Raw genomic sequence first — 15,144 nt, forward strand, 5'->3', positions numbered from 1 at the left:
ACGATATATATTATTTTAGAGGTAACAACGTGCCACAAATCGTCATCCTGCCCCACCCAGTCTTCTGCCCTGACGGCGCCGTCCTCGAGGCCGAAAGCGGCAAGTCCGTCTGCGACATCATGCTCGAAAACGACATCGAGATCGAACACGCCTGCGACCGCGTCTGCGCCTGCACCACCTGCCACGTGATCGTGCGCGAAGGGTTCAACTCGCTGAACGAGCAGGAAGAAAAAGAAGAAGACATGCTGGACAAGGCCTGGGGCCTGGAGCCGAATTCGCGCCTGTCGTGCCAGGCGATCGTGGCCGGCGAGGACCTCGTGGTCGAGATCCCGAAGTACACGATCAACCACGCGGCCGAGAAGAATCACTGATCGGGAGCTGCCATGAAATGGACCGAAGTGACGGCAATCGCCGAAGCGCTGGTCGAGAAGTATCCGGACGTGGACCCCACGAACGTGCGCTTCGTCGACCTGCACAATTGGGTCGTCGAGCTGGAAGGCTTCGACGACGACCGTGCACGCGGCGGCGAGCGCGTGCTCGAAGCAATTCAATCGGCGTGGATCGATGAAGCGCGCTGACCGGAAACCGGACGCAGCGCGGGATCTGCCACCTGAGCTCCCGCCCGAAGTACGCCCTGGACAGTCGATCGAACTGCTCAAGGAACTGCACATCCTCACGCGCGACGCCAAGCTGAACCAGGACAGCCGCCGCAAGCTGAAACAGGTCTACCACCTGGTCAACTTCATCGAGCCGCTCCTGAACGACGTGCGCGCGGAGAAGGGCGCCGTGTCGCTGGTCGACCATGGCGCCGGCAAGTCCTATCTCGGCTTCATCCTGTACGACCTGTTCTTCAAGGGCCTGGAAGACGCCTCGCACATCTACGGCATCGAGACGCGCGACGAGCTGGTCGCGAAATCGACCGAGCTGGCGGCGCGCCTGGGATTCAAGAACATGTCCTTCCTGCCGCTGTCGGTCGCCGAATCGACGACCTCGTCGCAACTGCCGGAGTCGATCGACATCGTCACCGCGCTGCACGCCTGTAACACGGCCACCGACGACGCCATCGACTTCGCGCTGAAGAAGAAGGCCAAGCACATGGTGCTGGTGCCGTGCTGCCAGGCGGAAGTGGCGACCGTGCTGCGCAAGAACAAGGGCAAGGACCTGGGCAAGAGCGCGCTGACCGAAATCTGGCGCCACCCGATCCACACGCGCGAATTCGGGAGCCAGGTAACCAATGTCCTGCGCTGCCTGCAGCTGGAAGCCCACGGCTATCAGGTGACGGTGACGGAACTGGTCGGCTGGGAGCACTCGATGAAGAACGAGCTGATCATCGCCACCTTCAAAAACCTGCCGCGCCGCCGCCCGAGCGAACGCCTGCAGGAAGTGCTGTCCACGCTGGGACTGGAAGAGATGGGCCAGCGTTTCTATGCATCGCAAGCGGCGCAGGCTGAAGCCGTAACCAACGACGACTGAAAACATGAGCGAACAACAGCACTGGATCGACCTGCGCAGCGACACCGTCACCCAACCTTCGCAAGCGATGCGGGCCGCCATGGCTGCCGCCGAAGTCGGCGACGACGTTTATGCCGACGACCCGACCGTGAACCGCCTGCAGGACTTCGCGGCCGACTTGTTTGGCTACGAAGCCGGCATGTTCGCGCCCAGCGGCACCCAGACCAATTTGATCGCGCTGATGACCCACTGCGGTCGCGGCGACGAATACCTGGTCGGCCAGGAAGCGCACACCTATAAATACGAAGGCGGCGGCGCCGCGGTGCTGGGCTCGATCCAGCCGCAGCCGATCGCGAACCAGCCGGACGGCAGCATCGCGCTGGCCGACATCGAAGCCTATATCAAGCCCGACGACATGCACTTCGCCCGCACCCGTTTGCTGGCGCTGGAAAACACGATCGGCGGGCGCGTGCTCGGCCAGGACTACATCGCGGCCGCTACCTCGCTGGCGCATGCCAAGGGCCTGGCGACCCACCTCGACGGCGCGCGCGTCTGCAATGCCGCCGTCAAGCAAGGCATCACGCTGCGCGAAGTCGTAAAGGGTTTTGACACGGTGTCGGTCTGCCTGTCGAAGGGTCTTGGCGCGCCGGTCGGTTCGGTGTTGCTCGGCCCGAAAGCCTTCATCCAGCAAGGCATCCGCTGGCGCAAGATGCTGGGCGGCGGCATGCGCCAGGCCGGCGTGCTGGCCGCGGCTGCGCACCACGCGCTCGAACACAATGTGCAGCGCCTGGCGGACGACCACGAAAACGCGGCGCTGCTCGCGCGCGCTCTGGGCGAGATCGACGCGCTCACCGTCGGCACGCCGCAGACCAACATCTTCTGGATGGACATCCCGGCGGCCGCCTGCGAGCCGCTGCGCGCTTCCCTGGCGGAGCAGGGCATCCGCGCCTCAATCGGCCCGCGCACGCGCCTGGTGACCCACCTGGACATCTCGCGCGCCGACGTCGACACCGTCGTCGCCGCCTTCAAAACCTTCTTCAAGAACTGGCAAGCGTAAATGAGTAACGAAGCAATTCGCCTGGCCAAGCGTGTGGCCGAACAAGCAGCATGCTCGCGGGCGGAAGCCGAGCGATATGTCGCCAATGGCGGCGTGACCGTCGACGGCGTCGTCGTCGAAGACCCGGCCTCGCGCGTGCTGCCGTCGCAGAGCGTGGTGCTGCTGCCGGGCGCCAGCAGGGACGAAGCGCCGCCGGTGACGATCCTGCTGCACAAGCCGGCCGGGATGAATTCCGGCGTCGGCGCGCGCGGTGCGAATGCGCTGGAATCCCTGACGCAGGAAACCCTGGTCGTCGGCGGCCACGGCCAGCCGCGCTTCCTGAAGCGCCACCTGGCGCGCCTGACCCTGTGCACGCCGCTCGAGACGGACGCCAGCGGCCTGCTGGTCTACAGCCAGGACTTCCGCGTCGTGAGGAAGCTGATGGACGACGGCGAGCGCGTGGAGCACGAGTTCGTGGTGGAAGTATCGGGCGGAATCAAGGAGGGCGGCCTGGCGCTGCTGAACCAAGGTTTGACTTTCAGCGGCAAGCCAATCAACCCGATGAAGGTGAGCTGGCAGAGCGAAGGGCGCCTGCGCTTCGCGGCCAAGGGCATGCGTCCGGGCCAGATCGAGCACATGTGCGCGGCAGTGGGCTTGACCGTCACGGACATCAAGCGTTTGCGCGTGGGGCGGATGTCGATGGGTGGGCTGCCGGCGGGGCAGTGGCGGTATCTGACCGAGTACGAACGGTTTTAATCGACGTGTCTGGCTGCGCATGTGCCGCACCGCGTGGGCTCAAGAGCCCACCCTACGAATAGCAATGAACGTAGCGTGGGCTCTTGAGCCCACGCGGTACAGCGTCTGCCAATAGGCAGCTTTGAACGCAGCCGCTTACTTCTTCTTCCCCACCTTCGGCAACGCAATCAAGCGCGTCCCCGCAATCCGGTCATGCAGGAACTGCCGATCCTTGTCCAGAAACGCCGTCAGCCCCCATCCCACCAGCCCGACGATCAGCACCGCCGCCCAGTCCCTGACGCGATGCAGGTCGAGCACGCCGCCCACGATCAGCGCCGGCGCGAACCATCCCCACGCCAGCAGGTAGCGGATTGCCGCATTCTTGAAGGGGACTTTCGAAAATCCCACCTTCACCACCTTGATGCGCCAGGTCTTCATGGCCAGCGTAAAGCCGCTGCCGCTCCAGGCGTGCACGAAGTAGGCGGCCGTCACCAGAAACAGGAAGACCATCAGCCCGGCGCGGTAGGCAGGGTCCTGGCGGTTGCCGGTGACGAAAATGTAGATGAAGACGGCCAGGGCCTCGACCGCGGTCAAGAGGAAGGCCTCATAGACCATGGCGATGAAGCGGCGCTTGACGGTCGGCGTGCCGATCACGGGTGCTGCAGGGGGATTAACCGTTTGCATTCGATGGGGCAGGGGCGGCAGTGGGTTGGGCAGGCGCAGGCGCGGCCGCAGGGGGCGCCGCAGGCGCTGGCGCCGGCTGGGTGACCGCTGGGGTGGCCGGAACCGCGGCCGGCGGGTCGAGCGCAATGCAGGAGGCGCCACGGCGCGCGGTACCGGCCGGGCAGCTCGTTGGCGTGACGATCGTGTTCGCGGCAGGCGGGCTGGTGGCGGTGGCGGCGTTCTTGCGCGCGGCCGACTGCGCCAGGCGCTGTTTTTCGCCGGGGGTGAGCTGCTTGTAGCTTTCCCAGGTGGCGGCCTTGTCGCCGGGCGCGAGTTTGCGTGCCTTGTTGAAGTTTTCGCGCGCCAGGCTGCGCTGCTCGGGCGTCAGGCGCATCCACTGGCGCATGCGTTCGTGCACGCGGCCTTGTTCGGTCGCGTTCATCGACGCGAAACGGCGCGACATCTCGAGCCATTTTTTCTTGCGTGCGCCTTCCATCGCATCCCATTCCGGATGCAGCGGGGCGAGTGCGACCTGCTGGGCGGGCGAGAGATCGCGCCAGAGCGGCTTTTCCAGCGCCCGGGCACCCTTGGCGGGCAGGCCGGGCGTGCTGGCGCTGGTGGCTGCGCTGCGCGTGGCGTTGGGGCTCCCGCTTCCTGCGTCCTGCCACAGGAACCAGGCGAGCCAGGCAACGAGCGCCGCCAGCACCACCGCCGCCGCGGCGATCCGGCCGAGGCGGCGGGGCTTGGAAGGGGGTGTCCTCATTGCTGGCGCTGTTGCGACTCCAGATAGGCATTGAAGCCATGGTCGAGGTAAGCCGTCAGCGGCAGTTCGTCGGCCAGCACGGCCGCGTCGAGTTCGGCCAGTTCGGCCATGCGCTGCTGCTGGTCATACTGGTACAGTCCGCCCAGGCCGACGACCAGCGCCAGCAGGGGGATGGCCACGCCGAGGCGGCCGAGGCTCGCCCCGGAGAAATGGAAGCCGACATCGAACCAGCGGCGCCCCTTCTTCGATCCCGCAGGCGCATCGGCCTTCTTGCGCGACAGCGCCAGCGCGCGTGCGGCCGCCAAGCGCTCGGTTGTGGAAGCCGGCAGCGCGTCGAGGTTTTCGTTCAGGGCGTGGCGTATTTTGTACGCCAGGTTGATGTCGTCGGTATTCATAGTTTTATTCCCTTGGCCCGCAAGGCATCGGCAAGGGTATGCGTAGCGCGAGAACAGTGCGTTTTGACACTGCCCTCCGAGCATCCCATCGCCGCGGCCGTTTCGGCCACGTCCATATCCTGCCAGTAACGCATGAGGAAGGCTTCGCGTTGACGCGCCGGGAGCTTTTGTATCTCCGCGTCGATCAGGCGCAGGGTCTGGGCGCGCTCGGCCTGGTCCATGCTGGACTCGGCCGCAGCCGTTCCTTCTTCCGCTTCATACGCATCGAGTATATCAAAGTCCTCTTCATCGCCGCCACGCCGGCCGAGGCTCGATGCCAGGCTGACCCAGGTATTGCGCACCTTTTCGCGGCGAAAATAATCGAGGATGGTCGTCTGCAGGATGCGCTGGAACAGCATCGGCAGTTCGGCGGCCGGCTTGTCGCCGTATTTTTCGGCGAGCTTGATCATCGCGTCCTGCACGATGTCGAGCGCCGCTTCGTCCTTGCGCACTGCATACACGGCCTGCTTGAAGGCGCGCCGTTCGACATTCTCGAGGAAGTCGCTGAGTTCTTTGTCTGTCGCCATGCGCTGAGGGAGGGTGATGCGCGCGGATGCTTTGTCCGTGCTTTATGGAAAACCCACGAATCCTAGCAAAAATCCCACGTCGTTGCACCGTTATTGCTCAGTAGCGGACGCGCTTTCAAAAAACGCATGAGGATAGTCGGAATGATTCGTTCTCAGGCCGACCCCGGCTGGATAAGCTGAACCCGACTCTGACTCAGCCCAAGCCATCATGCCTCTCGATACCGACTCCCGCCAGGATTTCGACATCCGGCCCCTCCACGCACCACTGGGCGCCGAAGTGCTGGGCCTCGACCTGACGCGCCAGATCAGCACCGCCGATCTGGCGCGCGTGCACCGCGCCCACCTCGACCACCACGTGCTCGTCTTCCGCGACACCCGCATCACACCTAGCCAGCAGGTCGAATTTTCGCGCCGCTTCGGCGCACTGCAAATCCACGTGCTGCGCCAGTTCCAGCTGGCTGGCGCCCCGGAAGTGCTGGTCATCTCGAACATCCGCGAAAACGGCGAGCCGATCGGCCTGGGCGACGCCGGCCATTACTGGCATTCCGACCTGTCCTATAAAGCCACGCCGAGCCTGGGTTCGATGCTGCATGCGCAAGAGCTTCCCCAGGATGGGGGCGACACCCTGTTTTCGAACCAGCACCTGGCCTGGGACACGCTCCCCGAGCACCTCAAGCGCGAAGTGGAAAACCTGCATGCCGAGCATAGCTACCTGGCGCGCTACGAAGACCTGCGCAGAATCAATCCATGGCGCCCGGCCCTGACCCAGGCGCAGATCGACGAAGTGGTGCCGGTGCGCCATCCGGTGGTGCGCACGCATCCGGAAACGGGACGCAAGGCCTTGTTCGTGAGCGAGCATTTCACGACGCGCATCCTCGATATCCCGGAAGAACGCAGCCGCGCCTTGCTCGACGCGCTGTTCGAACACAGTACGAAACCCGAATTCATCTACCGCCACCAGTGGCAGCCGCAGGACATGGTGTTCTGGGACAACCGCTCGCTGATGCACCTGGCCGCCGGCTGCCCACCCGAACAGCGCCGCAAGCTGTACCGCACCACGATCGCGGGCGATGTCCCGTTCTAACCAGGAAAATCCATGTTCAACTTGAAAAAAATCGCGGCCGCCTTGACCGTCGCCTCCCTGGTTGCCGCCGCACCCGCCGCCCAGGCCGAGGGCAAGATCCGCATCGCCGAGCAGTTCGGCGTCGTCTACCTGTTACTGAATGTCGCGCAGGACCAGAAACTGATCGAAAAGCACGGCAAGAAGCACGGCGTCGAGATCGACGTCGACTGGGTCAAGCTGTCGGGCGGTGCCGCCGTCAATGACGCCTTGCTGTCGAACTCGGTGGACGTGGTCGGCGCCGGCCTTGGCCCCCTGATGACGATCTGGGACCGGACCAATGGCAAGCAGAACGTGCGCGCCGTTGCGTCGCTCGGCAATTTTCCTTATTACCTGATCAGCACCAACCCGGCCGTGAAATCGATTGCCGACTTCGGTCCGAAAGACCGCATCGCGCTGCCGGCCGTCACCGTCTCGGTGCAGGCGCGCCTGCTCCAGATGGCATCAAGCAAGCAGTGGGGGCCGGCCCAGTTCAAGAAACTCGATTCGTTCACGCAAGCCGTGCCGCACCCGGACGCGGCCGCCGCGGTGATTGCCGGCGGCACCGAGATCAACGCCCACTTCGCAAATCCTCCCTTCCAGGAGCAGGAACTGGCCGGCAACCCGAAAGCGAAGATCGTGCTCGACTCCTACCAGGTGCTGGGCGGCCCGGCCTCGTCGACCGTGCTGTATGCGACCGAAAAGTATGTGAAGGAAAACCCGAAAACCTACCGCGCCTTCCTCGACGCCCTGGTGGAAGCGGCGCAGCTGGCCAGCACGAATCCGGAAGCGGCGGCCGACGCCTATCTGCGCGTGAACAAGGGCAGCATCGACCGGGCGCTGCTGGTGTCCGTGATCAAGAATCCGAAGGTGCAGTTCAAGGTGGCGCCGCAGAACACGCTGGGCATGGCCAAGTTCCTGCATGAAGTCGGCGCGATCAAGAACAAGCCGGAAAGCTGGAAAGACTATTTCTTCGAGCATCCGGCGCTTGCCTCGGGGAGCTGAAATGAATACGCCTCCTTTGCAGGTCGTGCCGCCTCAGGGGCCGCTGCTGCGCGCCGAGCACGTGACGATCGAATACGCCGGCGCGCAAGGCACCGTGCGCGCGACCGAGGATGTCAGCTTCGACGTGCACCGCGGCGACCGCTTCGTGCTGCTCGGGCCTTCGGGCTGCGGCAAGTCGACCTTGCTGAAAGCCGTGGGCGGCTTCATCGCCCCGCGCGCCGGCAGCCTGCGCCTCGGCGGCAAGCCGATCACGGGTCCTGGGCCGGACCGCATCGTCGTGTTCCAGGAATTCGACCAGTTGCCGCCGTGGAAAACGGTGGAAGCCAATGTCATGTTCCCCTTGCTTGCGGGCGGCGTGAAGAAAGCCGTAGCGCGCGAGCGTGCCCGTCACTGGCTGGGCAAGGTCGGACTGGCGCGCTTTGCCGACGCCTATCCGCACACGCTCTCCGGCGGGATGAAGGCGCGCGTGGCCATTGCGCGGGCGCTGGCCATGCAGCCAGACATCCTGCTGATGGACGAGCCTTTCGCCGCGCTCGATGCGCTTACCCGGCGCACGATGCAGGAGCAGCTGCAAAGCCTGTGGGAAGAGATCGGTTTCACGATGCTGTTCGTGACCCACTCGATCGAGGAAGCGCTGGTGGTGGGCAACCGCATCCTGCTGCTGAGCCCACATCCGGGGCGCGTGCGTGCTGAACTCAATAGTCACCAGTTCGACCTGAGAAGCGCGGGCAGTGCTGAATTCCAGGCGGCCAACGAGCGTATTCACCGGCTGCTGTTCGGCGAGGTACCGGCGCAGGCCGAGACCGCTACTCAACCATTTGCCGTGCACTCATGAACGCTTTCAACAATCCTCCGATTCGTCCCGAATACGAGTTGGCGCTGGCCGTGCCCGCCGCCGGGCAGGCGCTGACGGCGTCGCCATCGTTCTCCGCATTCACGGGCTACGCCTGGCTGCGCAAGGCTGGCATGCTGCTGGTGCTGGCCGCCATCTGGGAGCTGCTGGCGCGCTGGTACGACAACGAGCTGCTGCTGCCGACCGCGCTGCAGACCGGTAAGGCCCTGGCTGAGGGCACCGCCTCGGGCGAACTGTTCGGCTATATCGGCACCTCGTTCGCGGTGCTGACACAGGGGTACCTGATGGGCGTCTTCGGCGCCTTCATGCTGACCTGGCTGGCCGTGTCGAACCGCGTCGGGCGCGAGCTGATCGAAACCTTGACCTCGATGTTCAACCCGCTGCCCGCGATTGCCCTGCTGCCGCTGGCGCTGCTGTGGTTCGGCCTGGGGAAGGGGAGCCTGATCATGGTGCTGATGCATTCGGTGCTGTGGCCGCTGACCCTGAATGCGAGCGCGGGTTTCCGCGCGGTGCCGGAGACGCTGCGCATGGCGGGGCGTAACTATGGGCTCGGCGGTTTGCGCTTCGTGCTGCAGATCCTGATTCCGGCGGCGCTGCCGGCCATTTTGTCCGGACTGAAGATCGGCTGGGCCTTTGCCTGGCGCACGCTGATCGCGGCGGAGCTGGTGTTCGGCACCACGTCGGGGCAGGGCGGGCTGGGGTGGTTTATTTTCCAGAGCCGTAATGAGCTGTTTACGGATAAGGTGTTTGCGGGGCTGGCGGCGGTGATCATCATCGGGCTGGCTGTCGAGAATATTGTGTTTCAGACCTTGGAGCGGGTGACCATTCGGCGGTGGGGGATGGAGCGCTAACGAGGCGCATCGTTCCAACGCGTGGACTCCCGAGTCCACGCGTTTCACCCCTCGCACATTGGCGCCATCAAACTCATCCGCTGCATCGCACGATCCCACCAAAACATGCACCCAACCGGTGCATATTCTCTTTTCATTTTTTTATCTTGACCAAAATGGTGCAACGCAGTAAGGTGTTCCTCATGCTTTGCACCAGCGAAGCTTCACCGTCCGCAGGACCGGCACACAAGGCCAGGACCCGCGTGACACGCTTTCATTTGTAGGCAGTTTGCTCCAACCCGTGCCACAAGCGCGAGAGATGCGTCGAGCCGCTACAGACACTCAGCCAAACGAGTTGCGTTTAGCGCCGTTCCAAAGGTATCTATTGATATCGGGAGTTCGACGTGCACGCAGAAAGAAGGGAAGCTTGAGCGCTGTGGGGCAAACCGTATTTCGTTAGGAACGAGCATCCGATCAATCGCCCAATGGGTTTTGAAAGGAATGATTCATGAATAACGAAGCACCATCAGGCCCTATCACGGGTGCCGAGATCGTCGTGCGTTGCCTGGCCGAAGAAGGCGTGAAACACGTCTTTGGCTATCCCGGTGGCGCAGTGCTGTATATCTACGACGCCATCTTCCAGCAAGACAAATTCCAGCACGTTTTGGTGCGCCACGAGCAGGCAGCCGTCCATGCCGCCGACGCCTATTCGCGCAGCTCGAACACCGTCGGCGTGGCCCTGGTCACCTCCGGTCCGGGCGTCACGAATGCCGTCACGGGTCTGTCCACCGCCTACATGGATTCGATTCCGATGGTGGTGATCAGCGGCCAGGTGCCCAGCCATGCGATCGGCCAGGATGCCTTCCAGGAATGCGACACGGTCGGCATCACCCGCCCCGTGGTCAAGCATAATTTCCTGGTCAAGGACGTCAAGGATTTGGCGCTCACCATCAAGAAGGCCTTCTACATTGCGCGTACCGGCCGTCCCGGTCCGGTGCTGGTCGATATCCCGAAGGACATCAGCATGCACAAGTGCATGTTCGAGTATCCGCGCGAAATCGAGATGCGCTCCTATAAACCGGTCGACAAGGGCCACACCGGCCAGATCCGCAAGGCCGTGCAGCTCTTGCAGCAGGCCGAGCGTCCGATGATCTATGCCGGCGGCGGCGTCATTCTTGCCAATGCGTCGCAAGAACTGAACCGCCTGGTCGACAAGGTCGGCGCGCCCGTCACGAATACCCTGATGGGCCTGGGCGGCTCGCGCGCCAGCGACGAGCATTTCGTCGGCATGCCCGGCATGCACGGCACCTATGAAGCGAACATGGCGATGCAGCACTGCGACGTCCTGATCGCCATCGGCGCCCGCTTCGACGACCGCGTGATCGGCAACCCGAAGCACTTCGCCAGCCATCCGCGCAAGATCATCCACATCGACATCGACCCGTCGTCGATCTCGAAGCGGGTGAAGGTCGACATCCCGATCGTCGGCAACGTCAAGGAAGTGCTGACCGAATTCCTCGCGCAGCTCGATGCCGCCGGCGCCATGCGCGCCGATCCGGAGCCGCTGCGCGCCTGGTGGAAGCAGATCGACGAATGGCGCGGCAAGGACTGCCTGAAGTACGAAGGTTCCGATCTCGTCATCAAGCCGCAATCGGTCATCGAACAGCTCTGGAAAGTGACGAAAGGCGACGCCTTCATCACCTCCGACGTCGGCCAGCATCAGATGTGGGCCGCCCAGTACTACCCCTTCGACAAGCCGCGCCGCTGGATCAATTCCGGGGGGCTCGGCACGATGGGCGTCGGCCTGCCGTACGCGATGGGCGTGCAGATGGCGAACCCGGATGCGACGGTCGCCTGCGTCACCGGCGAAGGCTCGATCCAGATGTGCATCCAGGAGCTTGCCACCTGCAAGCAATACCACCTGACGCCGAAGATCATTTTGCTCAACAACCGCTTCCTGGGCATGGTGCGCCAGTGGCAGCAGATCGACTACGGTTCGCGCTATTCCGAGTCCTATATGGATTCGCTGCCGGACTTCGAGAAGCTGGCCGAGGCCTACGGCCACGTCGGCATGCGCATCGAGAAGCCGTCCGACGTCGAGGGCTCGCTGGTCGAGGCATTTGCCATGAAGGACCGGCTGGTGTTCATGAACTTCATTACCGACCAGAGCGAAAACGTCTGGCCGATGGTCAAGGCAGGCAAGGGCTTGTCTGAAATGCTGCTCGGATCGGAGGACCTGTAAATGAGACACATCATCTCAGTTCTTCTCGAGAACGAGGCCGGTGCCTTGTCGCGCGTGGTGGGCCTGTTCTCGGCACGCGGCTACAACATCGAAACCCTGACCGTGGCGCCGACCGAAGACGCGACCCTGTCGCGCATGACGATCGTCACCTCGGGCTCGGACGACATCATCGAGCAGATCACCAAGCACCTGAACCGCCTGATCGAAGTCGTAAAAGTGGTCGATCTCACCGAAGGCCAGCACATCGAGCGCGAGCTCATGCTGATCAAGGTGAGGGCGGTCGGCAAGGAGCGCGAAGAACTCAAGCGCACCGCCGACATCTTCCGCGGCCGCGTCATCGACGTCACCGAGAAGACTTACACGATCGAACTGACCGGCGCCAAGAGCAAGCTCGATGCCTTCATCGACGCCATCGACCGCGCTTCCATCCTGGAGACCGTCCGTACCGGCGGCTCTGGCATCGGCCGCGGCGAACGCATCCTGAAGGTGTGACCGGTCCGCGGGACCCATCGCAAAAACAATACGAAACGCCGGCGCCGCCCACGGCGCCCGCACACAACGAACATAAAACAAAGGAATGACCATGAAAGTTTTCTACGACAAAGACTGCGACCTCTCCCTCGTCAAAGGCAAGAACGTCGCCATCATCGGCTACGGCTCGCAGGGACACGCGCACGCACAAAACCTCAGTGAATCCGGCGTCAAGGTCACCGTCGGCCTGCGCCGCGGCGGCGCGTCCTGGAACAAGGTCGAGCAAGCCGGCCTGCAGGTCGCCGAAGTCGACGAGGCAGTCAAGAATGCCGACATCATCATGATCCTGCTGCCGGACGAGAACATCGCCCAGGTCTACAAGGAAAACGTTGAGCCGAACGCGAAGCAGGGCGCGGTGCTGGCCTTTGCCCACGGTTTCAACGTCCACTACGGCCAGGTCGTGCCGCGCGCCGACCTCGACGTGATCATGATCGCGCCAAAGGCCCCGGGCCACACCGTGCGCAGCACCTATAAAGGCGGTGGCGGCGTGCCGCACCTGGTCGCCGTCTACCAGGACAAATCGGGCGCCGCGCGCGATATCGCGCTGTCGTACGCCATGGCCAACGGCGGCGGGCGCGCCGGCATCATCGAAACGAACTTCCGCGAAGAGACCGAGACCGACCTGTTCGGCGAACAGGCAGTCCTGTGTGGCGGCGCCGTCGAACTGATCAAGGCCGGCTTCGAAACCCTGACCGAAGCGGGCTACGCACCGGAAATGGCTTATTTCGAATGCCTGCACGAACTGAAGCTTATCGTCGACCTGATCTATGAAGGCGGCATCGCCAACATGAACTACTCGATCTCGAACAACGCCGAATACGGCGAGTACGTGACCGGCCCGAAAGTCGTCACCTCGGCCACCAAGGATGCGATGCGCCAGTGCCTGAAGGACATCCAGACCGGCGAATACGCGAAGAGCTTCATCCTCGAGAACAAGGCCGGCGCCCCGACCCTGATCTCGCGCCGCCGCCTGACCGCCGAGCATCCGATCGAGGAAGTCGGCGCCAAGCTGCGCGCGATGATGCCGTGGATTGCGAAGAACAAGCTGGTCGACCAGTCGAAAAATTAAGCGGGTGGGACCGGCATTCGTAAGCGGGCGATCACAGTTGCAACTTTCCATTACAAATTCACGACGGAAAGCAGCGCAGCGGTATCGTATAAGTAAAGCCACTTTTACTTAGCCTCGGAGAATGTCATGTCCCTTCCAAAAATGTTCCTCATCGCCAGCCTCGTGCTGGCGGCCCACGCCGGCGCGCAAACCCTGCCGGCTCCAAGCACTTCCGGCACCATGGTCGTCGTTCCCGCCAACGGCGAAGTTCGCCATGCCAACGACCAGGCCACAGTCACCTTCGCCGTCGAAGAGTTCGACAAGGACAAGCAGGCGGCCGCCGCGCGCGTGAACCGCAAGATGAAAGAGGGCACCGAGATCGTGCGCCGTGCCGATCCGAAGGCCGAATTGAAGACGCAGGGCTATTACACCTACCCGGTCTACCCGGAGCCGCCCGTGCAGCCGCTGCCCGCAAGCCGCGTGCCGGTCAAGCCGGTGCCGAGCGGCTGGCGCGTTGGCCAGTACCTGGAGGTGAAGACCACCAACCTGGCCGAGCTGCCGAAGACGGCCGCCGCGGCACAAAAGGTTTTACAGATCAATGGCATCAACTTCGGCCTGGCGCCGGCGACCGAGAAGATGCTCGATGACCGCCGGATTGCCGAGACTTACCGCAACCTGAACGAGCGCATCGTGTCGATTGCACGCGCAATGGGACGCCAGCCGTCGGATGCCGTGCTCGATACGGTCGATTTCGAAGGATCGGGCAATTATGGCGGCCGGCCGGAGGGACAGTCGATGATGGCCAGCTCGCGCATGAAGGCGGCGGACCAGGAAATGCCGGAACCAAGTTTTGAACCAGGCGAAACCACGCTGCAGATGCGCCTGGTAGGAAAGGTAAAGTTCAAGTAAGAAACTTTGCAACGGCGAAAATTGCCGTTGGAACAGTTTCAATAGTATCCGTTCGCTAACAAGCCGGTCCCGCCCCTATAATGGAGGAAACGGCGCCAGCGAGCGCGATCACTTTTGAATACGGAACCTTATGCCAGCCTTTCCAAGACGTAAGAAAAATGGAACAACGCCCCGTGCGCCGCGATTTTCCCGCCTGAAGCGTTTCGGGCGCCGGGCGGAAGACAAGGGAGGCCCACGCGGGCGCGGCATTTATCTGTTACCGAATGCGTTCACAACCGCTGCGCTGTTCTGCGGTTTCTACGCAATCGTGATGGCAATGAACCAGCGTTTCGAGCACGCCTGCTGGGCCGTCTTCATCGCGATGATCCTGGACGCGCTGGACGGGCGCGTGGCGCGCCTGACGAATACCCAGTCGGAGTTCGGCGCCCAGTACGACAGTCTGTCGGACATGGTGTCCTTCGGCGCGGCACCGGCGCTGGTGATTTATGAATGGTCGCTGCGCGGGCTCGGCAAGCTGGGCTGGATTGCCGCCTTCGTGTACTGCGCCGGGGCCGCGCTGCGCCTGGCGCGCTTCAACACCAACATCGAAGTGGTGGACAAGCGCTTCTTCCAGGGCTTGCCCAGCCCGGCGGCGGCGGGTGTCGTGGTCGGCTTCATCATGTTCATGACCGATCCGGACATCAACATCAGCGCGCGCCAGGTCGACTGGGTGAGCTGGTGCCTGGCCGTGTTCGCCGGTCTGACGATGGTGTCGAACGTGCCGTTTTACAGCTTCAAGGACGTGAACTTCCGCAAGTCGGTGCCGTTCATCGTGGTGTTCCTGATTGCGCTGGCCTTTGCGCTGTTGGCGATCGATCCACCGAAAGTCCTGTGGCCGATTTTTGTAGTCTACGGTTTGTCGGGCTATGTGGTGTTCGTGCTGCAGCGTGCCAGGGGCAAGCGGGTCAGCATCATCCCGACCGATGAGCCGATCGAGAACGATAAAGTCGAGCGCCGCTAGGGTTCGCTGGGACCCGC

General features: G+C 63.3%; 18 protein-coding genes. 14 read left to right on the plus strand and 4 right to left on the minus strand.

Annotated features, from left to right (window positions below; all coding sequences use genetic code 11):
- Positions 1-29 precede the first annotated feature (29 nt).
- From fdx to NMB41_RS08275, 5 genes are read left to right on the plus strand one after another with little or no spacing between them, the layout of a single operon-like run.
- Positions 30-371 (plus strand): ISC system 2Fe-2S type ferredoxin, encoded by a 342-nt coding sequence (fdx, locus tag NMB41_RS08255; RefSeq protein WP_494381984.1) that lies wholly within the window; start codon positions 30-32, stop codon positions 369-371.
- Between the two features lie 12 nt (positions 372-383).
- Positions 384-578 carry a Fe-S cluster assembly protein IscX gene (gene iscX, locus NMB41_RS08260; RefSeq protein WP_494381985.1) on the plus strand — a complete coding sequence of 65 codons (195 nt, stop codon included), beginning with the start codon at positions 384-386 and terminating at the stop codon, positions 576-578.
- Positions 565-1,473, plus strand: a complete 909-nt coding sequence (locus NMB41_RS08265; RefSeq protein ID WP_494381986.1) for a class I SAM-dependent methyltransferase — start codon at positions 565-567, stop codon at positions 1,471-1,473. The genes iscX and NMB41_RS08265 overlap by 14 nt, the downstream gene beginning before the upstream one ends.
- 4 nt (positions 1,474-1,477) lie before the next feature.
- Complete coding sequence (ltaE, locus tag NMB41_RS08270; RefSeq protein ID WP_494381987.1) at positions 1,478-2,509, plus strand: low-specificity L-threonine aldolase; 1,032 nt, start codon at positions 1,478-1,480, stop codon at positions 2,507-2,509.
- Positions 2,510-3,244, plus strand: coding sequence for a S4 domain-containing protein (locus tag NMB41_RS08275; RefSeq protein WP_494381988.1), 735 nt, complete (start codon positions 2,510-2,512; stop codon positions 3,242-3,244).
- Between the two features lie 135 nt (positions 3,245-3,379).
- On the opposite strand, the gene NMB41_RS08280 is transcribed toward NMB41_RS08275, so the two are convergent.
- Genes NMB41_RS08280 through NMB41_RS08295 form a run of 4 tightly spaced genes read right to left on the minus strand, consistent with a single transcriptional unit; the run spans position 3,380 to position 5,610 of the window.
- The gene (locus NMB41_RS08280) at positions 3,380-3,907 is read right to left on the minus strand and encodes an RDD family protein (RefSeq protein WP_494381989.1); all 528 of its coding nucleotides are present in this window, start codon (positions 3,905-3,907) and stop codon (positions 3,380-3,382) included.
- The gene (locus NMB41_RS08285) at positions 3,894-4,649 is read right to left on the minus strand and encodes a DUF3106 domain-containing protein (protein ID WP_494381990.1); all 756 of its coding nucleotides are present in this window, start codon (positions 4,647-4,649) and stop codon (positions 3,894-3,896) included. Before NMB41_RS08285 ends, NMB41_RS08280 begins: the two co-directional genes overlap by 14 nt.
- Positions 4,646-5,044, minus strand: a complete 399-nt coding sequence (locus NMB41_RS08290) for a DUF3619 family protein (RefSeq protein ID WP_494381991.1) — start codon at positions 5,042-5,044, stop codon at positions 4,646-4,648. Before NMB41_RS08290 ends, NMB41_RS08285 begins: the two co-directional genes overlap by 4 nt.
- Positions 5,041-5,610, minus strand: a complete 570-nt coding sequence (locus tag NMB41_RS08295) for an RNA polymerase sigma factor (protein WP_494381992.1) — start codon at positions 5,608-5,610, stop codon at positions 5,041-5,043. Before NMB41_RS08295 ends, NMB41_RS08290 begins: the two co-directional genes overlap by 4 nt.
- A 208-nt stretch (positions 5,611-5,818) precedes the next feature.
- Between NMB41_RS08295 and NMB41_RS08300 the strand changes: the two genes are divergently transcribed.
- The 9 genes from NMB41_RS08300 to pssA all read left to right on the plus strand — a co-directional run bounded on the left by NMB41_RS08300 (position 5,819) and on the right by pssA (position 15,127).
- Positions 5,819-6,694 carry a TauD/TfdA dioxygenase family protein gene (locus NMB41_RS08300; RefSeq protein WP_494381993.1) on the plus strand — a complete coding sequence of 292 codons (876 nt, stop codon included), beginning with the start codon at positions 5,819-5,821 and terminating at the stop codon, positions 6,692-6,694.
- 12 nt (positions 6,695-6,706) lie between these two features.
- The gene (locus tag NMB41_RS08305; protein ID WP_494381994.1) at positions 6,707-7,714 is read left to right on the plus strand and encodes an ABC transporter substrate-binding protein; all 1,008 of its coding nucleotides are present in this window, start codon (positions 6,707-6,709) and stop codon (positions 7,712-7,714) included.
- A gap of 1 nt (position 7,715) precedes the next feature.
- Positions 7,716-8,549, plus strand: coding sequence for an ABC transporter ATP-binding protein (locus NMB41_RS08310; RefSeq protein WP_494381995.1), 834 nt, complete (start codon positions 7,716-7,718; stop codon positions 8,547-8,549).
- On the plus strand, positions 8,546-9,418 hold the full coding sequence (locus NMB41_RS08315; RefSeq protein ID WP_494381996.1) for an ABC transporter permease: 873 nt from the start codon (positions 8,546-8,548) through the stop codon (positions 9,416-9,418). Before NMB41_RS08310 ends, NMB41_RS08315 begins: the two co-directional genes overlap by 4 nt.
- A gap of 487 nt (positions 9,419-9,905) precedes the next feature.
- Complete coding sequence (locus NMB41_RS08320) at positions 9,906-11,639, plus strand: acetolactate synthase 3 catalytic subunit (protein WP_494381997.1); 1,734 nt, start codon at positions 9,906-9,908, stop codon at positions 11,637-11,639.
- A complete protein-coding gene (gene ilvN / locus NMB41_RS08325) occupies positions 11,640-12,131 on the plus strand; it encodes an acetolactate synthase small subunit (RefSeq protein ID WP_494381998.1) in 492 nt (163 codons plus the stop codon).
- A gap of 91 nt (positions 12,132-12,222) precedes the next feature.
- Positions 12,223-13,239, plus strand: coding sequence for a ketol-acid reductoisomerase (ilvC, locus tag NMB41_RS08330; protein WP_494381999.1), 1,017 nt, complete (start codon positions 12,223-12,225; stop codon positions 13,237-13,239).
- 126 nt (positions 13,240-13,365) lie between these two features.
- The gene (locus NMB41_RS08335; RefSeq protein WP_494382000.1) at positions 13,366-14,127 is read left to right on the plus strand and encodes an SIMPL domain-containing protein; all 762 of its coding nucleotides are present in this window, start codon (positions 13,366-13,368) and stop codon (positions 14,125-14,127) included.
- 130 nt (positions 14,128-14,257) lie between these two features.
- Complete coding sequence (pssA, locus tag NMB41_RS08340; protein ID WP_494382001.1) at positions 14,258-15,127, plus strand: CDP-diacylglycerol--serine O-phosphatidyltransferase; 870 nt, start codon at positions 14,258-14,260, stop codon at positions 15,125-15,127.
- Positions 15,128-15,144: the final 17 nt, after the last annotated feature.

The organism is Massilia sp. FBCC-B171, assembly GCF_059134155.1.